General features: G+C 67.1%; 16 protein-coding genes. 7 read left to right on the top strand and 9 right to left on the bottom strand.

The features are described 5' to 3' along the window. Genes ACFQ00_RS18055 through ACFQ00_RS18040 form a run of 4 tightly spaced genes read right to left on the bottom strand, consistent with a single transcriptional unit; the run spans position 1 to position 5,054 of the window. Entirely contained in the window at positions 1–789 is a 789-nt protein-coding gene (locus ACFQ00_RS18055) for an SDR family NAD(P)-dependent oxidoreductase (RefSeq protein ID WP_381494192.1), read from the bottom strand. Then, positions 782–2,779 (bottom strand): oxidoreductase, encoded by a 1,998-nt coding sequence (locus ACFQ00_RS18050; protein ID WP_381494189.1) that lies wholly within the window; start codon positions 2,777–2,779, stop codon positions 782–784. The genes ACFQ00_RS18055 and ACFQ00_RS18050 overlap by 8 nt, the downstream gene beginning before the upstream one ends. Positions 2,780–2,823: 44 nt before the next feature. Further along, complete coding sequence (locus tag ACFQ00_RS18045; RefSeq protein WP_381494186.1) at positions 2,824–3,978, bottom strand: CaiB/BaiF CoA transferase family protein; 1,155 nt, start codon at positions 3,976–3,978, stop codon at positions 2,824–2,826. 2 nt (positions 3,979–3,980) lie between these two features. After that, positions 3,981–5,054: an LLM class flavin-dependent oxidoreductase gene (locus ACFQ00_RS18040; RefSeq protein WP_381494184.1), complete on the bottom strand. Its 1,074-nt coding sequence runs from the start codon at positions 5,052–5,054 to the stop codon at positions 3,981–3,983. A gap of 229 nt (positions 5,055–5,283) precedes the next feature. On the opposite strand from ACFQ00_RS18040, the gene ACFQ00_RS18035 reads away from it, so the two are divergent. From ACFQ00_RS18035 to ACFQ00_RS18015, 5 genes are all read left to right on the top strand, one after another. Further along, a complete protein-coding gene (locus tag ACFQ00_RS18035) occupies positions 5,284–5,859 on the top strand; it encodes a VOC family protein (RefSeq protein WP_381494181.1) in 576 nt (191 codons plus the stop codon). Between the two features lie 67 nt (positions 5,860–5,926). Then, positions 5,927–6,913, top strand: coding sequence for a thiamine pyrophosphate-dependent dehydrogenase E1 component subunit alpha (locus ACFQ00_RS18030; protein ID WP_381494178.1), 987 nt, complete (start codon positions 5,927–5,929; stop codon positions 6,911–6,913). Beyond that, positions 6,910–7,884 carry an alpha-ketoacid dehydrogenase subunit beta gene (locus ACFQ00_RS18025; protein WP_381494175.1) on the top strand — a complete coding sequence of 325 codons (975 nt, stop codon included), beginning with the start codon at positions 6,910–6,912 and terminating at the stop codon, positions 7,882–7,884. Before ACFQ00_RS18030 ends, ACFQ00_RS18025 begins: the two co-directional genes overlap by 4 nt. Continuing rightward, positions 7,877–9,028, top strand: a complete 1,152-nt coding sequence (locus ACFQ00_RS18020) for a dihydrolipoamide acetyltransferase family protein (RefSeq protein ID WP_381494173.1) — start codon at positions 7,877–7,879, stop codon at positions 9,026–9,028. Before ACFQ00_RS18025 ends, ACFQ00_RS18020 begins: the two co-directional genes overlap by 8 nt. Positions 9,029–9,050: 22 nt before the next feature. Next, a complete protein-coding gene (locus tag ACFQ00_RS18015) occupies positions 9,051–10,442 on the top strand; it encodes an FAD-dependent oxidoreductase (RefSeq protein ID WP_381494170.1) in 1,392 nt (463 codons plus the stop codon). On the opposite strand, the gene ACFQ00_RS18010 is transcribed toward ACFQ00_RS18015, so the two are convergent. Continuing rightward, positions 10,439–11,164, bottom strand: a complete 726-nt coding sequence (locus ACFQ00_RS18010; RefSeq protein WP_381494167.1) for a nitroreductase — start codon at positions 11,162–11,164, stop codon at positions 10,439–10,441. The genes ACFQ00_RS18015 and ACFQ00_RS18010 overlap by 4 nt on opposite strands. A 95-nt stretch (positions 11,165–11,259) precedes the next feature. Here ACFQ00_RS18010 and ACFQ00_RS18005 point away from each other — a divergent pair, with 95 nt between their 5' ends. Then, positions 11,260–12,180: an acyl-CoA thioesterase gene (locus tag ACFQ00_RS18005; protein ID WP_381494164.1), complete on the top strand. Its 921-nt coding sequence runs from the start codon at positions 11,260–11,262 to the stop codon at positions 12,178–12,180. Continuing rightward, positions 12,177–13,715 carry a class I adenylate-forming enzyme family protein gene (locus ACFQ00_RS18000; protein ID WP_381494161.1) on the top strand — a complete coding sequence of 513 codons (1,539 nt, stop codon included), beginning with the start codon at positions 12,177–12,179 and terminating at the stop codon, positions 13,713–13,715. Before ACFQ00_RS18005 ends, ACFQ00_RS18000 begins: the two co-directional genes overlap by 4 nt. Here ACFQ00_RS18000 and ACFQ00_RS17995 read toward each other — a convergent pair. Genes ACFQ00_RS17995 through ACFQ00_RS17980 form a run of 4 tightly spaced genes read right to left on the bottom strand, consistent with a single transcriptional unit; the run spans position 13,712 to position 18,184 of the window. After that, the gene (locus ACFQ00_RS17995) at positions 13,712–14,557 is read right to left on the bottom strand and encodes an alpha/beta fold hydrolase (RefSeq protein ID WP_381494158.1); all 846 of its coding nucleotides are present in this window, start codon (positions 14,555–14,557) and stop codon (positions 13,712–13,714) included. The genes ACFQ00_RS18000 and ACFQ00_RS17995 overlap by 4 nt on opposite strands. Continuing rightward, complete coding sequence (locus ACFQ00_RS17990) at positions 14,554–15,303, bottom strand: enoyl-CoA hydratase-related protein (protein WP_381494155.1); 750 nt, start codon at positions 15,301–15,303, stop codon at positions 14,554–14,556. Before ACFQ00_RS17990 ends, ACFQ00_RS17995 begins: the two co-directional genes overlap by 4 nt. Beyond that, entirely contained in the window at positions 15,300–16,094 is a 795-nt protein-coding gene (locus tag ACFQ00_RS17985; RefSeq protein ID WP_381494153.1) for an SDR family oxidoreductase, read from the bottom strand. The genes ACFQ00_RS17990 and ACFQ00_RS17985 overlap by 4 nt, the downstream gene beginning before the upstream one ends. A gap of 32 nt (positions 16,095–16,126) precedes the next feature. Further along, positions 16,127–18,184, bottom strand: a complete 2,058-nt coding sequence (locus ACFQ00_RS17980; RefSeq protein ID WP_381494150.1) for a PQQ-dependent dehydrogenase, methanol/ethanol family — start codon at positions 18,182–18,184, stop codon at positions 16,127–16,129. Positions 18,185–18,200 lie beyond the last annotated feature (16 nt).

The following is an 18,200-nucleotide window of genomic DNA, read 5'->3' as shown; positions in this document are numbered from 1 at the left end:
TCAACCCGGCGGCGACATGCAGCCGGAGAAGCCCTGATCGGCGAGCACGTAGCTGCCGTGCAGCGCGCGTGCCGCGTCCGAGGCGAGGAACAGCACGACCTCCGCGATGTCGTGCGGCTCGATCATCGCATTGCCGTAGGGGCTGCGCGTGCCTGCCGCGCGCTTCTCGATCGAGGCCTGCTGGGCTTCGGTGAGATCGTCATCGGTGAAGCCGAGCATGGGCGTGCGCACCGAGCCGGGGCCGACCGAGTTCACGCGGATGCCGGAGCGGCGCAGCTCCGGCGCGAAGGTGCGCGTGAAGTGCGCGATTGCGGCTTTGCTGGCGGAGTAAGCCGCGAGACCCTCGACGCCGATCATCGCGGCGCCCGAGGCGATGTTGACGATGGAACCGCCGCCCGTCTTCCGCATCAGCGGCAGCGCCGCCTTGGTGAGCAGGATGGGGCCGATGGTGTTCACGGCGAACATCGCCTCGATCTGCTTCGGCGTGACGCTTTCGAGTGGGCCGAACACGCAGAGACCGGCGCAGTTGACGAGGATGTCGAGGCGGCCGTGCCTTGCTTCCACTTCCGCTACAAGCGCTTCGATGGCGTCGGCGCTGGTGATGTCGCAGCGGAAGGCGCTTGCCGATCCGCCCGACGCGGTGATCTCGTCGCAGATCGGTTGCAGGCTCTCAACGGGCTGTTCGGAGGTGACGACGACATGCGCGCCGTTCTTCGCGAGCAGGCGCGAGGTCGCGGCGCCGATGCCGGTGGCGCCTCCGGTCACGATGGCGATCTTGCCTTCAAGCATCGACTGTCTCCTGGATGCGGCCCGCCATGTGGCCTTCGCGGATGGCGATCAGCAGGTCGCGCGGCGCGTTCGCGTCGCCGATAAGATTGAGCGTATAGGGCGTCGCCGTGCGCGTGCCGCCGCCGAGCGCGCGGTAGAGATCGGTCTGCGCGTCGTTGTAGGTGACGTGGACGACGGTGTCCGCCGCCGCTTCCCACACCTGCTCGCCGTCGAGGTAGCCGACCTCCACGCTGCCCCTGCCGATGGAAACGAGACGCCCGCCGACCTGAAGCGTGAAGTCGCCCTGCCGCAGACGGCGCAGCGCGGGGCTGGTACGCACCAGCACTTCGATCAGCGGCGCGAACGACGAGTGCCGGGTGACGAACGTGACCTTGAGGCCCTGCACGATGAGGTGCTCGGCGACTGCGATCGCTTCGTAATGGCCGAGATCGTCGAGCACGACGGCGGTTTTGCCGAGCCGATCGGCGGGCGTGTTGAACACGTCCCACGAGGAGAGCACGTGCGGTTGATGGAAGCCGGGGATCGGCGCTTCGGGGCGGGCGACCTGATAGCCGTCCATGCGCGGGAGCGAGCCGGTGGCGATGATGATGTCGTCGGGCGTCTCCGCCAGCACTTCGTCCGCTTCGGCGTAGGTGGAGAGGCGCACGTCGACGCCGAGGCGGTAGATCTCCTGCTCCAACCAGTAGGTGATGTCGCCGATCGTGGCGAGCTTCGGGGCCTGTTTCGCGATGTTGATGGCGCCGCCGAGCGCTGCCTGCGCTTCGAACAGCACGACCTTGTGACCGCACAGTGCCGCCGCGCGCGCCGCCTCCATGCCGGCGGGACCACCGCCGATGATCACGACCTTGCGCGGCTTCGTGGCCGGGACGATCAGGTCTTCGGAAAGCGTGCGCTCGCGGCCTACGACGGGGTTCACCGTGCAGAGCATCCGCTGCAGCGGCGTGCGGATGCCGCCGACGCAGCCCTGGTTGCAGGCGATGCAGGGGCGCACGCGTTCCGGGTGGCCGGCGACCGTTTTGGCGACGAGGTCGGGTTCGGCAATCATGGCGCGCACGAAGCTCACCATGTCGGCGTCACCCTCCTTGATCGCCTGATTGCCTTCTTCGAGCGTGCGGTAACGTCCGGCGATCATCGTCGGCACGTTGGCGCGGCGCGCGATGGGGAGCGCCGAGGAGAGCATGTAGCCAGCGGGCTGATCCATGCAGCCGAGCATCGTCGAGATGCTGTAGGGGCTGCCCATCGAGGCGCTGACGTGGTCGACGAGCTTTTCCTCGCAGAGCCGGTGAACGACCTCGCCCGCCTCCTCGGGTGTCAGGCCACCGGGGGCATTATAGTCGGAGAGGCGGATGCCGACGGGATAGTCGCGGCCCACCTCGTCCCGCACCGCGAGCAGCATGTCGCGCCCGAACCGCATCCGGTTTTCGAGACTGCCGCCGTAATCGTCCTCGCGCCGGTTGGTGAGCGGGCAGAGGAACTGGTGGACGAGGTAGCCGTGGCCGAAGTGCAGCTCGATACCGTCGAGCCCGCTCGCCTTCACGCGGCGCGCGCCGGCGACGAAGGCTTCGGTCACCATGTCGATCTGGTCCTGCGTCATCGCGAACGGCGTGTTCACGGCGCCGAGCGGGCAGGGGACGTTGGAGGCGGAAAGCGGTGCCTGCCCGGTGGCGGGGGCCCAGCGGTGGCCGCCGTGCCAGAGCTGCACGAACGTTCGCATACCATGGCGGGAACAGGCGCGGCCGAGCGCGGCGAAACCGTCGATGATCGAATCGTCGAAAGCGTCGACGGTGTGGTTCGAGGTCGATGGATGAATGTTGGTCGCTTCGAGAATGTTGAGGCCGACGCCCGATTTGGCGCGCGCTTCGTGATAGGCGATGAGATCGTCGCTGATCACGCCGCGGCCATAGCTGGTGCCGTGGCTGGCGCGCACGATACGGTTCTTTACCTCCAGCCCGTTGATCGTGATCGGACGGAGGATGTGTTCAAGCGACATTCTGTTTTTCCGTCATTCTAGAGCCTCCCCTGCTCTTTTTCGCGCTAGGGCGACCAGACGGCCTTTCCGGCGATCAGCGCCGAAATCTCTTCCTCGCCAAGTCCCGCCTCGCGGAGCACGTCCTCTGCCGGGCGCACGCGGCGCGGCGGCAAATCGGACACGAGGTCCGGATGCGCGGACAGGCGCGGCGAGGGGGCGGCGGTGAACACGCCGTCTTTTTCCGTCACCGTGCCGCGTGCGGCAACATGCGGGTCAGCGGGGAGCTGTTCCAGTGCCAGCACCGGCGCGCCGCACGCGTCGATAGGCGCGAAGCGTTCGGTCCATTCGGCCTGCGTCCGTGTCTTGAAGATGCCGGCGATGCGCTCGCGGAGCGCGGGCCAGTTCGCACGGTCGAGCTGTGCTTCGGCCGACGCGTCGACATCATCGAGCCCGAGGATCTGCAGCATTGCCGCGTAGAACTTTTGCTCGATGGCGCCCACCGAGAACCAGCGTTCGTCGGTGCAGCGGTAGACCCCGTAGAAGGGCGCGGTGCCGACCAGCATCGAATGTTCGAGCTTGCCGTCCCACAGGCCCAGCTCCAGCTCGCCGAACATGGCGTTCAACATGTAGGACGCACCGTCGACGATGGCGGCGTCCACCACCTGTCCGCGGCCCGTACGCTGCCGTTCGAACAGCGCGAGCAGGATGCCGATGATGAGCGTGTAGGAGCCGTTGGCGAGATCGCCGAGCAGCCCCGGCGGTGCCGTCGGCCGATCCTCGCCGACCTGAGCGAGCGCGCCAGAGATGGCGAGATAGTTGATGTCGTGCCCGGCGCGCTTCGCATAGGGCCCGGTCTGGCCCCAGCCGGTGAGGCGCGCGTAAACGAGACGCGGGTTGATCTCGGCAATGGTATCGGGGCCGAGGCCGAGCCGTTCCATGACGCCGGGGCGGAAGCCTTCGACGAGCACGTCGGCGCTCGCCGCCAGCCGCCGTGCGACCTCCTGTCCATCTGGCGAACGCAGATCGAGCCCGATGACGTCCTTGCCGCGCGACATGGCGACGGCGGGATCGAAGATCTGCGGATCGGGCCTTCGCACGCTGATGATCTGCGCACCGAAATCGGCGAGCATCATCGTTGCGAACGGCGCCGGGCCGAGACCGCTGAGGTCGAGGACGCGGACGCCCGCGAGCGGTCCGCGCCCGGAAGCTGGCGCGGCCACGATCAGGCGGTTGCCGCGATGGGCGCGCGCGCTTCGGTGTTCAGCAGCGGGATCACTTCGCTCCCCAATATCTCGACCATCTCGACATATTCTTCGCGGGGAACGCCGCCCATGTCCATCTTGATGAGATTGACATCGGCACCGACGAGCGTGCTGAGCGTGGTGAAGCGCTCGGCGAACGCCTGCGGGCCGCCGACGATGGCGGGGCCGCGAGTCGACAGGAAATCATAGTCGAACGCCGTGGTGAGATAGGCGGGCGGGTTCGAGTGCACGCACTTGATCATCGCCTGGTTGAACGCGTGATAGGCGCGGTAGCGCGGCTCATAACGCTCGCGGGCATAGGCATCGGTCTTGCCGACCCAGCCGTGCCAGCAGGCGCCGACGCGCGCGTCGTGCTTGTGTCCGGCGGCGGCGAAGGCCTCGCGATAGATGTTGGCGACCTCGATGAACTTGTCCGGGCGGCCGAACGCGCTCGGCAGCATCAGCGCGAGGCCGAGGCGACCGGCGAGCTGCGCGGTGGCGGGCGAACTGCCGCCGCCAACCCAGAACGGCAGCGGGTCGCGCTTCGGCGGTGTCGGCTGCAGATACTGGCCGGTGATCGGCGGGCGATACTGGCCGCTCCAGTGTACGGGCTCGCCCGGCCAGAGCTTGCAGAGCAGCTCCATGGCCTCGGCGAAGCGCGGTGCCGACTCGGCGGCGTCCTGCCCGAAGAGATCGTAGGTGCGCTCGAAGAAATTTCCGCGCCCGGTGACAAGCTCAAGGCGTCCGCCCGAGATCACGTCTACGGTCGCATAATCCTCCGCCATGCGCAGCGTATCGAGGTTGGCGGCAAGGGCGACCGCCGTTCCGAGCCGGAGGCGCGTGGTGCGCTCCGCGATCGCCGCCAGCACGACGGCGGGCGAGGAGAACGTGTAGTCGATGCCGTGGTGCTCACCGATGTAATAGCCCTGGATGCCGACACGGTCGCCGACCACGGCGGCCTCGATCGTCATCTTGTAGCGCTCGGCCGCGGAGAATGGCGTCCCCGTCACCGGATCGTCGATGATGTCCCCCAAGGACATGAGCCCTATTTGCATACCACGCTCCTGCTTTGTCGTTGGATTTCTCTTACAGTGTATGTTTCAGGATGCAAGACGCATTTTGCACGTGATTGTGCGCCTGAACGCAGAAAGTCCGTTGAACGCGCTTGTCTCTGCATCAGGGTGACACAAAGCCGTTGCTCATAAATTCTGTCGATGTTAGGTTAAGCGCCGACAAGAGATGTGCTGGATATGAAAAGCCGGTCAGGCGGGAGGATTTTCAGAGATGATTCACCATTTTGCGATCGCGACGAAGAACTTCGAGGCGGCCCACTATTTCTATACCGAGGTGATGGGTTTCCCGCTCGTTGCGGGCGTGAAGCGCCAGGCGCCGGGCGGCGGCTGGACCAAGCATATGTTCTACGACATCGGCGACGGGCAGACGATGGCGCTGTGGGATCTGCGCGGCATCGAAGGTGTGCAGATCAACGCCGACGAGTGGCGGAGCGCGATTTCCACCGGCCTTGGCCTGCCGCGCTGGATCAATCACTTCGCGTTCAACTGCAACGGCGGCAACGACGAGCTTGAAGAGCGCAAGCAGCGCTGGCTCGACAACGGCTACCACGTCTCGCAGACCGACCACGAGTTCATCCGTTCGATCTATACGTTCGACCCGGACGGCAACCTCGTCGAATGGACTTACGACACGCGGCCGATCAACGCCGAGGACACGAAGTACGCCCTCGAAATCCTCGTGGACGACACGCCGCCGACGCAGCCCGACTACGAGGGGCCGTTCATCCGTTCGACGAAGCCCAAGTACAAGCCCGACCCGAAGCCGCTGCCGCAAGCCGCGGAATAATCACGGCCGAGGCTTGAGTGTGTTGCCGGCGTCTGCGTCGGCGACATCGTTGCGGGGAGGAACCGGATTGAACAGGGCTGTCGAGGCCGTGCGTGGCCGCAATGAGCAGACGCCGGAGCTGATCGAGCTTTACCGGCGGATGCTGCTGATCCGCGAGGCGGAGAAAAGCTGCGGGGCGCTTTTCGCCGAAGGCGCGATTCCCGGCTTCATTCATTTGAGCGACGGGCAGGAAGCCGTGAGCGTCGGCGTGATGGCATCGCTGCGCACGGACGACACGATCGCCTCCACGCACCGCGGCCATGGCCACGCGCTCGCCAAGGGCCTCAGCCTCGACGGCTTCTTCCGGGAGCTGATGGGCAAGGCGGACGGTGCGTGCAAGGGGCGCGGCGGCAGTATGCATGTCGCCGATCTTTCGGTGGGGATGCTTGGCGCGAACGGTATCGTCGGCGGCGGCATCGCCATCGCTGTCGGCAGCGGGCTCGCGCAGAAGCTGCGCGGCGGGGACGGTGCCGCGGTCTCGTTCTTCGGAGATGGCGCGCTCGCCGAGGGCGTGATCCACGAATGCCTGAACATCGCGGCGCTGAAGGGCATCCCGATGATCTTCGCTTGCGAGAACAACGGCTGGTCCGAGTTCAGCCCGACCTCGACGCAGATCGTCTTCACGCTCGAAAAGCTCGCGGCGGCCTACGGCATCGAATACCACGGCATCGATGGGACGAAGGTGGAGGGCGTCGCCGCACTTGCTGCCGAGGCGATCGCGACGGTGCGTCGCGAAAGCCGACCGATCGTGCTCGAATTCTTCACGACGCGCGTGCGCGGCCATTACGAGGGCGATGCGCAGCGTTATCGAACAGACGCGGCAGATGCGATCGATCCGCTCGCGGTGACGCGTATGCTGCTTGAAGAGCGCGGGGTTTCGGGCGGCGAACTCGACGATCTTGCGGAAACCATTCGGGCCGAGGTGTTTGCCGCTGTCGAGGCGGCGCGGCTTTCGGAAGAGCCGACGCTGCAATCGGCTGCCGAAGAGGTCTATGCGGCGGAGATTCGGCGATGAGCGAGCAGCGTTTCGCCCATGCCGTGAACCGTGCGCTCGACGATGCGCTGGCAAGCGACCCGTCGGTGGTGCTGCTCGGCGAGGACATCGGAAAGGCGGGCGGCACCTTCGCGGTGACGCGCGGACTTCAGGACCGCTACGGCGCGGACCGCGTGATCGACATGCCGATCGCCGAGAATGCGATCACGGGCATGGCGGTGGGTCTCGCGATCGGCGGGTTCAAACCGGTCGTCGAGATCATGTTCATGGATTTCGTCGCCTTCGCGATGGACGCGATCGTCAACCAGGCGGCGAAGCTGCACTTCATGTTCGGCGGGCAGGGCGCCGTGCCGCTTGTCATCCGTACGCAGCACGGTGGCGGGCTCAACGCCGGGCCGCAGCATTCGCAGTGCCTGGAGGCGTGGTTTGCGCATATCCCCGGCCTCAAGGTCGTGTGCCCGGCGACGCTCGACGATGCCTATGCGCTGCTGAGGAGTGCGATCGACGATCCGAACCCGGTGATCTTCGTCGAGAACAAGTCGCTCTACCCGATGAAGGGCACGCTCTCGGCCGAGCCGGAGGCCGTGCCGCTCGGCAAGGCGCGTGTTGCAAGGGCGGGGCGGGATGTGACGATCGTCACGTACGGCGCACTCGTCCACAAGGCGTTTGCCGCCGCTGAAACGCTCGCGGCGGAGGGCATCGAGGCCGAGGTGATCGACCTGCGCACGCTGCAGCCGTGGGACGAGGCAGCGGTGCTCGAATCGCTGTCGCGCACGCACCGGCTGGTCGTGGCGCACGAGGCGGTGGAGGCATTCGGCGTGGGGGCGGAGATCGCGGCGCGCATGGCGCAGGTCGGGTTCGACGAACTCGACGGGCCGATCGTCCGCGTCGGCGGCGCGTTCATGCCGGTGCCATTCGGGCGTACGCTCGAGGTGGAGTACCTGCCGAACGCCGAGCGCATCGTCGAAGCCGTGCGGGCGACCTATGGCTGAGGCGCCGATCGTCATGCCAAAGCTCGGGCTCACCATGTCCGAGGGGCTGATCGCCGAGTGGCTCGTGGCACCGGGCGACGAGGTCGCCGAGGGGCAGGTGCTGTTCGTCGTCGAGACCGACAAGATCAGCAACGAGATCGAAGCGCCCGCCGCCGGGCGGATCACGCAGGTGCTCGTCGCGGCGGGCGAGACGGTGGATGTCGGCGTGCCTGTCGCACTGTGGACCGGGCCGGGGCAGGGGGCGGTTCCCGTTGCCGATACGCCGCCAGCCGCTCCAACCACACCTGCTCCGCTTCCGGTTGTGCAAAACGGCAGCCGCATCCGTGCGACGCCCTTCGCGCGTCGCCTTGCCGAACGCGGCAGGATTGCGCTTGCGGATATCGCCGGGAGCGGTCCGCGCGGACGTATTCAGGCCGACGATGTTCGGGCGTCGCTCGCGGGAAAGCCGGCTTCGGCGAAACCCTTGCCCAAGGCGCGTGACATGCGCGGGCTGATCGCCGCGCGCGTCAGCCGCAGCAAGGCCGAGGTTCCGCATTTCTATCTCACCGCCGACGCGGTGTTCGACGCGCTTATTGCGCTTCGGGCTGATCTCAATGCCGACCCGGCGGCGCCGGGCAAGCTCAGCGTCACCGCCTTCCTCGCCGGCGCTGCGGCGCGGGCACTGAAGCTGATGCCCGAGGCGAACGTTGTGTGGCGGGATGGGCAAGCGGTGCCGCTTGTCGGGGTCGGCATCGGCATTGCGGTCGATGCGCCGGGTGGTGTGATGGCACCGGTGGTGGCGGTGCGCGGTGGCATCCATGCGCTCGCGCTCGACCTTGATGCCGCGATCGAACGCGCGCGGACCGGGCGGCTCGGCGCTGCGGACATGGGCGAAGCCGCGCTTGGTATCTCGAATGTCGGCATGTTCGGGGTGCGCGCATTGGCGCCAATTATCGATCCCGATCAGACCTTCATGCTCGGCGTCGGTGCGCCGCATGTGGCGTTCCGTCTTGGCGCCGACGGCCAGCCGAGAGCGGTGCAGGAGGTGACGCTGACGCTCTCGTGCGATCACCGCGCCATCGACGGCGCGGCGGCGGCGCGGTTCCTCGCGGCGATCGTCGACCTCCTTGAACACCCGGCACGGCTGCTGATCGCGCACGATTAGAAAACGCATGGGGAGGGAACGGATGCGGGACTGCGATGTGATTGTCGTTGGCGCGGGCGGGGCCGGCATGGCCGCGGCGATCGAGGCGGCCAACAACGGCGCATCGGTGACGGTGCTCGAAGCCGGGAAACGGCCCGGCGGTTCGACGGCGCTCTCGGGCGGCGTGTTCTACGCGGCGGGGACGAGCATCCAGCGCGCGGCAGGCATCGCGGACGATGCCGAGCGCATGTTCCGCTACATCATGACCTTCAACCAGTGGAAGCTGGAGCCTTGGCTGATCCGCCGCTTCTGTGAGGAGTCGGCGCCGACGCTCGAATGGCTGATCGGGCTTGGTGTCGAATTCCCGGTCGATAGACTCTATATCTCCGGCGTCGACGACACGCCGCGCGGGCACCACACGCACGGATCGGGCGCGGTGCTGTTCGAGCATCTGCTGGGCGCGGCGTCCGCGCGCGGCGTCGGCATCCATTCGGGCGTGCGCGTCGAATCGTTGCTCGTTGAAGATGACCGCGTCGTGGGTGTTTCGGCGCAGGGCGGCGAGATGCGTGCGGGCGCCGTGGTGCTCGCAACCGGCGGTTACGGTGCCAACCGTGCGCTGCTTGCCGAACTCAATCCGGAGGTTGCCGCACAGGACGAACGCTGGTCGTTCTACTTCGGCTCCGAGACGAGCCGGGGCGACGGGTTGCTGATGGGCCGCGCGGCGGGCGCAGATATCGCGGGCAAGGGGCGCCTGATGGTCAATGCCTCGCCGGGCTTTTCGCGCGATGTTGCCGATTTCCATCCGCCGTGGCTGGTGTTCGTCAATCGGGACGGGCAGCGGTTCATGGACGAGACGTGGCCCTATTGCATCGCCGGGCACATGATCGAGGACCAGCCGGGGCGCGTTTGCTTCGCGGTGTTCGACGAGCCGACGCGCGCCGCCTCGCCCTCGCGGCATCCGTTCGCAGACAAGCTCGGCGTCGGCGACTATGCCTATTCGTGCGACCGGCTCGCCGAGGAGGCGGAGAAGGGCCGCGTGATCGTCGCGGGCAGCCTTGCCGAACTCGCCGCGAAGGCCGGAATCGATGCCGCCGGCCTTGAAGGCACGGTCACCGCGTACAACGCGGACGTGCGCGCGGGCGGCGACAGCCGGTTCTTTAAGAAAGGCCCGCTCAGCACCATCGAGACGCCGCCGTTCTACGCGGCGGAGGTTCACGCGGCGAGCTATGGCGCGACATCGGCGGGGCTTCGCATCGATCCCGACGCGCGCGTGCTCCGCGCCGACCAGGCCGTGATCCCCGGCCTCTATGCGGCGGGGGAGACGGCGGGCGGTGTGCTCGGCGAACGCTACATCGGCGGCGGCAACTATATCAGCAACGCCATCATCTTCGGCCGCATCGCCGGTCGCGGCGCGGCTGCGCTGGCGCGGGCCTAGCTTACGAAATGTGCGACATCGCCGATCGCCGCGCGTGTCGTGCGGAAGCTGTTCGCCGGATGATCGGGGTCCGCATAGCCGAACGAGATGCCGCAGACGATCCTGCGGTGCGGCGGGATATCGAACCAGTCCCGGATGAAGTTTGCGCATCCGGCGAGCGCCGCCTGCGCGATCGTGGCGATGCCGAGACTTTGCGCGGCGAGCATCACATGCGCCACATAGGCCCCGCAATCGATGGCGCCGTAGACGCCGAGATCGTCCTCGCTGGTGACGATCATCACGTGCGGCGCGCCGAACAGGCGGAAGTTTTCGAGCATCTGCTTGCCCGACGCGGCGCGGTCGCCGTAGGCGATGCCGACGCTCTCGTAGAGCGCCCAGCCGGTCTCGCGCTGGCGCTGCTTGTAAATGCCGACATACTGCTTGGGGAACGTAAAGTCCGGAGCTTCGGGCCGGTTCGCCTGATCCGACCACGCGTTCGACGCGGCATAGGCATAAAGCGCATCGCGGAACCGGTTCGTCGCCTCGCCTTCGGTGACGATTGCCTGCCACGGCTGCGAATTGCACCACGATGCGGACTGCTGCGCGATGCCGAGCATCGTTTCGATATCGGCGCGCGGAACGGGCGCGGACTTGAACGCACGGCAGCTATGCCGTGCCGTCACCAGCCGCTTCAGAGCCGCCGTGTCCGCAGGCAGCGCGGTGTCGGTGCACGTTTCAATCATTGGGGGTAAACCTCCTGCCTAAAAACAATACAATGTTTGATTATAGGATCGCGCGATGATAGCAAGTGAGGAGCAGGTTTTGCGGCGGATAAGGCATGGCTGAAGACCTCGCACGCACCGAAAATGCCCGGCAGGATCGCGCCGCATCGCTGCGCAGGCTCATCGCGCGCATCGGCCAGATCGTGCCCGTGGGGAATGACCGCTTCGAGGTTCCCGTGGGCGACAGCGTGTTCGACCGCATCTACGGCGGACACTTGCTCGCTGAAGCGCTGATGGCGGCTGCGGCAACCGTTGCCGAAGGCCGCGTGATGCACTCGATGCACTGCTATTTCCTTCGCCTCGGCGACCCTTCGCTCGCGGTCTCCTACAGCGTCGAACGGCTGCGCGATACACGAGGCTTTTCCGTCCGGCAGGTGCGTGCCGAGCAGGCCGGAAAGACGGTGACGCTCGTTACCTTCTCGTTCGCGGCGCCAAGCGAAGGCATGACGCACCAGTGGCGGATGCCCGATGCGCCGGACCCGGAAAGCGTGCCCTCGCGCGACATCGAATTGATGGAGATGCACGGGGCGGAACTCCCGGTGAACGCCGGGGTGCCGTGGCCCGTCGACGTGCGGCATGTCGATCAGCGCCCGTGGGACCCGGCAATCGGAGACGGTCATCATCGCATCTGGATGCGCGTCGACGAACGGCTGCCTGATGACCCGCTGCTGCACACGGCGCTGTTCGTCTATGCAAGCGACATCACGATGGCGGACGCCGTTACCGTGCAGCACCCGATCCGCTGGGAAGACCTGATCGCCGGACGCGGCTATTTCGGCGCGTCGCTCGACCACGCCATATGGCTGCACGCGCCGGTACGCGCCGACGAATGGCTGCTGCACGTGCAGGAATCCTCGCGAGCCGCAGACGGGCGCGGCTTCACGACGGGGCGGTTTTTCGACCGGGCAGGGACGCTCGTCGCCTCGGTCGCGCAGGAAATCTTCATAAGAAAAGTGGGTGAGGAGAGCGGAAAATGAAGCCTTGGGTCCACGACTGGGTCGCCTATCACGCATCGTGCAGGCCGAATGCGCCCGCGCTGACCGACATCGCGCGCGGCGTCACCGAAACGTGGGGCGAACTCCAAGACCGTGTCGGCCGTCTCGCCTTCCTGCTGCGCGAGCATTTCGGTCTGAAGCCGCAGGACCGCGTGGCGATGATCGCGGAAAACGACATCCGCATCTTCGAGCTGCAATTCGCCTGTATGCGCGCCGGGCTGATCCTCGTACCGATGAGCTGGCGCCTCGCGGTAGGCGAGATGGTGACGCTGGCGAAGGATGCGGCGCCGAAGCTGATGATCTACGATACGGCATGGCGCGAAACCGGCGATGCGGTTGCCGACACGGTCGGCATTGGCCCGCGCCTGCTCTGGTCTGATGCGATCGCTGAGAGTCCCTATGATGCGCTTATTGCAGGGGCGTCCGGCACTATGCCCGGGGGCAGCCACGATGAGGATACGATCACGCACATCCTCTACACCTCCGGCACCACGGGGCTGCCCAAGGGTGCGCTGTGCAGCCAGGGCACGCTGAAGCACCACGCGCTGAATGCGGCGCAGACCTCGCGCCTCTCGGAGCGCGGCGTCAATCACCTCAACATCGTGCCGCTGTTCCACGCGGGCGCGCTCAACACCTATTCGAACCCGGCGCTCTACTGGGGCGGGCAGGTGACGACGACGCGGCGTTTCGATCCTGCGGAGACGCTGCGTCTGCTGACGGACCCGAAGGTCGGTATCACGCACATGTGCGGTGTGCTGCAGATGTATGAGCTCGTCACGGCGCTTCCCGAATTCGCCAATGCGACGTTTCCTGCGCTGCGCACCGCGCTGTTCGGGGGCTGGGGGCCGAAAACCGTGTGGGTGCACCAGACATGGCAGGATCGCGGTTTCTTCCTGCAGCTCTCCTATGGATCGACCGAGCAGGGGCCGCTCGTCACGGTACTTGAACAGGGGCGTGAACTCGCGCTGAAGAACTGCTCGGGCACGGTGATGTCCGGCACCGAACTCCGCCTTGTCGATGCGGACGGGAACGACGTTCCGGACGGCGAGGTCGGCGAGATCTGGACGCGCGGCCCGGCGATCACGCCCGGCTACTGGAACCGCCCGCGCGAGGACTATTTCAGCGGCGACTGGTTCCGTACCGGCGACTGCGCGCGGAAGGACGAGGCGGGGCGACTCTACATCGTCGACCGGCTGCGCGAGGTGTATCGATCAGGCGGCGAGAATATCTATCCAGCCGAGGTCGAGCTGGTGCTTGCCGGGATGCCGGGGGTGAAGGAGGTTGCGGTGATCGCGGTGCCTGACGATCGCTGGGGTGAGGTCGGCATGGCGATCATCGAGCCGGAGGCGGGCGCGACTGTGACGCTCGAGATGCTGCTCGCGCACGCCGACGGCAAGCTCGCGCGCTTCAAGCAGCCGAAACACATGGCGATCATCGACGAGATTCCGCGCAGCGCGACGCTGAAGATCGATCGCGGCGCGCTCAAGAAAGCGTACAACGCCGCGCCCGCGGTCTAGCGCCTTATGGTGCGCTTCAGGAAGGCGGCGATGGTGTCGCCGAAGGCGTCGTTGCGATCGCCCGCGACCATGTGCCCGGCGCGCGCGATGGCGACGGTTTCGGCGTGCGGTGCCTGCGCGCGGAAGCGCTCGAGCGCCTCGGCATCCACCACATCGCTGTCTGCGCCCGCCACCAGCAGCAGCGGCAGTGTAATGGGGAGGCTGGCGAGTTTGGCGGATAGCATCTCGGTGAGGCCGGGATCGGGCTTCTTGCCGATCACCTGCGGGTCCCAGTGCCAGCGCAGACGGCCGTCGTCACCCTTGCGGAGATTGCGCATCAGGCCTTCGGGGTTCTTCGCGGCGCGCGCCGGATTGTAGGCGCGAACGGCGGCGGCCGCCTCGTCGAGCGAGGCGAAGCCTTCGGGGTTCGCTCGCATAAACGCGCGCACGCGCTCGACGCCCTTGGCGGCAAACCCCGGGACGATATCGACCAGCACCAAGGCCCGCGCGCACTCGGGCGCTTCGGCGGCGGCGAGCAGCGATGCGATGCCGCCCATCGACGCACCGACGAGTGCCGCCGGGCGCCCGAGCGCGCGCAGCACCGCGAGCAGATCGGCGCCGTGCGCGGTCATCGAATAGTCCGTCGTCGCCGACCAGTCACTGTCGCCGTGGCCGCGCGCGTCGTAGCGGACGACGTGGTAGCCTTCCTCCGCCAGCCGGATCGCGGCGCGCGCCCACGCGTGACGGGTCTGGCCGCCGCCGTGCAGCAGCAGGACGAGCGGGCCGGTTTCGGGGCCCATGCGCGTACCGACGAGGCGTCCGCCCTCCGCCGACGTGAACACGACCTCAGCGGCAGCAGTCATCGCGGCGCCTTGCGCGCGGCGAAGGCGGCGAAGGCCGCGGCGGCTTCCGGGGTTTCGAGTTGCCGGAGGAACGCCTCGCGGTCCGCCGAAAGCGCGGCGCGCAAGGCATCGGCGTCGCGCATCAGTCGCTTGGTGGCCGCGATTGCGGAGGCGGGCTTTTCGGCAAGTGCGCGTGCTGCCGCCATCGCTGCCGGCAGCACTGCGTCTGCGGCAAGCGCGCGGTTCGCGAGGCCGAGCGCGGCGGCTTCGTCGCCGCTCAGGCGCTCGCCGAGCGCGAACAGCGCGAACGCGCGCACGTGGCCAATGCGTTCGGGGAGCAGTCGGCCGGAACCCGCTTCGGGCACCAGCCCGAGGTCGATGAAGGGCGTGACCAGCGTCGCGTCGTGCGCGACATAGACAAGGTCGCAGTGCAGCAGCATGGTGACGCCGACGCCGATCGCGCGGCCGGTGACGGCAGCCACGATCGGTTTCGGAAAGCCGGTGAGCGCTTCGAGAAACGGACCGACGTTCGAGGACGACACCGCGTCCCGTCCGTCCGCGAACATCGAGATGTCGTTGCCCGCGCAGAAGTCCGCGCCGTCTCCGGCGATCACCACGGCGCGCACGGCCTCATCGGTGGCTGCGGCGCTCAGCGCGGCGGCGATGCCGCCGTACATCGCATCGGTGATCGCGTTCTTCTTTTCCGGGCGGGCGAGCGTGATCGTCGTCACACCCGCATCGGTTTCGACGCGCAGCCCCTCGGTCATTGAGTCATGTCGATCAGGCCGCGGATCGTCATCGAGGAGCCGCCGTCGCAGTCGAGGATCGCGCCGGTGATGTACTTCGCGCTTTCGCTGGACAGGAACACCGAAAGGTCGGCGATGTCGCGCTTCTCGCCATAATCGCCGAGCGGAATCATGCGCTTCAGCGCGGCTTCCGCTTCGGGCGTGGGCGTCAGACGCGCCATGCCCTCGGTATCGCGGATCGGCCCCGGCGCGATTGCGTTGACGCGCACGCCTGCCGGACCCCATTCGAGCGCGAGGCATCTGGTCAGCATGTTGATGCCCGCCTTCGCGGCGCAGACGTGCGACTGGAAGGCGGTGGGGTTCACCGCCTGCCCGGCGGTGATCGAAATGACCGACGCGCCGGGCTTACGCAGGAACGCGTAGGCGGCGCGCAGCACGTGGAACGTGCCGATGAGGTCGATGTCCACGACCGTACGGAACGCGTTCGCCGACATCGCAGCGGCTGGCGCGAGGAAGTTCCCGGCGGCGCCCGAAATCACGATGTCGATCTCGCCCCATGCCTCGTGAACGGTGGCGAGCGCGGCTTCGACGGCGGCGTAGTCGCGCACGTCGGCGGCGGAGCCCATGGCCTCATGCCCGGCGCCGCGAAGCTCGGCGACGGCGGCTTCGACCTTCTCGATCTTGCGGCTGATGATGGCAACGCGCGCGCCTGCCTCGGCAAGCCCGTGCGCGATGCCGAGGTTGATGCCGCTCGATCCCCCGGCAACGAAGGCGACCTTGCCCTTCAGGATGGCTGGCGAAAATGTACCCATGACGTCACTCCTGCTTTTGAACGGTGCGCCTCTTATTGCCCGTTCGGAACGTCCTTGCGCGCCTGCCGAAGCACATAGGCGCGGATGTTCTCGGCTTCCTGCGGCGTCAGGATGCTCTTGAAGCCGACCATGCCGTTATCGGCGAGAACGCCGTCGATCACGATGTCCTTCCAGAGGTCCGCGTCCACGAGGGCGCCCGATCGGCGAAGATCGGCGGTGTAGGCGACCGAGGCGTTGGCGCCGTGGCAGACGCCGCAGGTCTTGTTGTATTCGGCCATGCCCGCGTCCGCATCGCCCGCCGAGGTGACGCCTTCGAGGTCGAGCCGTTCGCGGTAGAGCGCTTCATAGGGCGCGGCCTTCGCCGTGCCGCCGAGCTTGAAGACCATCAGACGGCCCGGCATTCTTGGCCGGTTCGGCACCAGCTTGCCAATCAGCGAACCGGCGCCGCCGATGCCGACCATCACCGTGACGTACTGCTCGCCGTTCAGGCTGTAGGAGACGGGCGCGGCGATGATGCCGTGCTCGGTGTTGAAGCTCCACAGCCGCTTGCCGGTCGCCGCGTCATAGGCAACGAACGTGCCCTCGGCATTGCCCTGGAAGACGAGATCGCCCGCCGTGGCGAGCGTGCCGCCGTTCAGGAACCACGGATGCTCGACCGACCAGCGCGCCTTCTGCGCGACCGGATCCCAGGCGAGGAGCTGACCCTTCGTCACCTTGCGGATAGCATCGAGCTGGTCTTCGGGGAATTCCTTCATGGCGAGCGCAACGTTCTGGCCCATCGGGCGCCGCTTGAAAGCGGGATCGCGCTCGTATTCGCCGATCATCAGCTGCACGGGAATGTAGACGAGGCCGGTGCGCGGGCTGAACGACATCGCGTGCCACGAGTGCGCGCCGAACGGGCCCGGCTGGATCACGGCAGGCGCGTCCTTGTAGTGCACGTTTTCGGCGAAGATCGGGCGCCCCGTCTTCATGTCGACACCCTTCGCCCATGTGACGGGGGCAAAGGGTTTCGCCGAGATCAGCTCGCCCGTGCGCTTGTCGAGGATGTAGAAGAAGCCGTTCTTCGGTGCCTGCATCACGACATCGCGCGGCTTGCCCCCGATGGTGAGCTTCGCCGTCATGATCTGCTGCGTGGCGGTGTAGTCCCACGCGTCCTGCGGCGTCGTCTGGTAGTGCCACGCATAGCGGCCCGTATCGGGATCGACCGCGACGATCGAGGACAGGAACAGGTTGTCGCCCTTGCCGCCGGAGCGGCGATTCCAGTCGAATGGGCTGCCGTTGCCCGAGCCGATGTAGAGGAGGTTCGCCTCGGGATCGTACATCATCGAATCCCATGCGGTGCCGCCGCCGCCGCTTTCCTTCCAGTCACCGTCGCCCCATGTGGCGGCAGCTTTCGCCTGCAGGACGTCATCCGATGCGGCGCCGTCGGCTTTTCCTTCCGGGTTCGGCGTCAGGTAGAAGCGCCATGCGAGCTTGCCGGTTGCCGCCTCGAAGGCGGAGACGAAGCCGCGTACGCCCATTTCGGCGCCGCCGTTGCCGATGACGATCTTGTCCTTCACCACGCGCGGCGCGCCGGTGATCGTGTAGCGCATCGCCTTCGGCTGGCCTTCGAGCGTGTTCACCGACCACGCCAGCTTGCCCGTCTTCGCGTCGACCGCGACCAGCCGCCCGTCGAGCGTGCCGACGAACACCTTGCCGCCCGAGACGGCGACGCCGCGATTGACCGCGTCGCAGCAGGCGCTGACCAGCGCCGAACGGGGCACCTCCGGATCGTAGCGCCAGAGCTGCTTTCCGGTCTCGGCGTCGAAGGCGTAAATTTCGGCCCAGCCGGTGCTGACGTAGATGACACCGTCAGAAACGATCGGGGTCGCTTCCTGCCCGCGATCACTTTCGAACTCGTGATACCAGGCGAGGCCGAGACGGCCGACCGTGTCGCGGTTGATCGCATCGAGCGGGCTGTAGCGCTGCTCCTGCTGGTCGCCGCCGTGATAGGGCCATTCGGCCGGGGCAGGGGGCGTGCCGCCCGGTCCGCCGCAGCCCGAAGTCAGGATTGCCAGTGCCGCGCCGAGCGCGCCGAACAGCGATTTCATAGGTCCCCCAAGACTC

The sequence above is a fragment of the Sphingosinicella xenopeptidilytica genome (assembly GCF_042676985.1).
Taxonomy (GTDB): Bacteria; Pseudomonadota; Alphaproteobacteria; order Sphingomonadales; family Sphingomonadaceae; genus Sphingosinicella; species Sphingosinicella xenopeptidilytica.
This window is presented reverse-complemented; position numbering and strand designations above follow the sequence as displayed.

Coding starts and splice junctions, on each gene's coding strand:
- ACFQ00_RS18055 (WP_381494192.1), bottom strand. CDS start 789: ATGCTTGAAGGCAAGATCGCCATCGTGACCGGAGGCGCCACCGGCATC.
- ACFQ00_RS18050 (WP_381494189.1), bottom strand. CDS start 2,779: ATGTCGCTTGAACACATCCTCCGTCCGATCACGATCAACGGGCTGGAG.
- ACFQ00_RS18040 (WP_381494184.1), bottom strand. CDS start 5,054: ATGCAAATAGGGCTCATGTCCTTGGGGGACATCATCGACGATCCGGTG.
- ACFQ00_RS18035 (WP_381494181.1), top strand. CDS start 5,284: ATGATTCACCATTTTGCGATCGCGACGAAGAACTTCGAGGCGGCCCAC.
- ACFQ00_RS18025 (WP_381494175.1), top strand. CDS start 6,910: ATGAGCGAGCAGCGTTTCGCCCATGCCGTGAACCGTGCGCTCGACGAT.
- ACFQ00_RS18020 (WP_381494173.1), top strand. CDS start 7,877: ATGGCTGAGGCGCCGATCGTCATGCCAAAGCTCGGGCTCACCATGTCC.
- ACFQ00_RS18015 (WP_381494170.1), top strand. CDS start 9,051: ATGCGGGACTGCGATGTGATTGTCGTTGGCGCGGGCGGGGCCGGCATG.
- ACFQ00_RS18010 (WP_381494167.1), bottom strand. CDS start 11,164: ATGATTGAAACGTGCACCGACACCGCGCTGCCTGCGGACACGGCGGCT.
- ACFQ00_RS18005 (WP_381494164.1), top strand. CDS start 11,260: ATGGCTGAAGACCTCGCACGCACCGAAAATGCCCGGCAGGATCGCGCC.
- ACFQ00_RS18000 (WP_381494161.1), top strand. CDS start 12,177: ATGAAGCCTTGGGTCCACGACTGGGTCGCCTATCACGCATCGTGCAGG.
- ACFQ00_RS17995 (WP_381494158.1), bottom strand. CDS start 14,557: ATGACTGCTGCCGCTGAGGTCGTGTTCACGTCGGCGGAGGGCGGACGC.
- ACFQ00_RS17990 (WP_381494155.1), bottom strand. CDS start 15,303: ATGACCGAGGGGCTGCGCGTCGAAACCGATGCGGGTGTGACGACGATC.
- ACFQ00_RS17985 (WP_381494153.1), bottom strand. CDS start 16,094: ATGGGTACATTTTCGCCAGCCATCCTGAAGGGCAAGGTCGCCTTCGTT.
- ACFQ00_RS17980 (WP_381494150.1), bottom strand. CDS start 18,184: ATGAAATCGCTGTTCGGCGCGCTCGGCGCGGCACTGGCAATCCTGACT.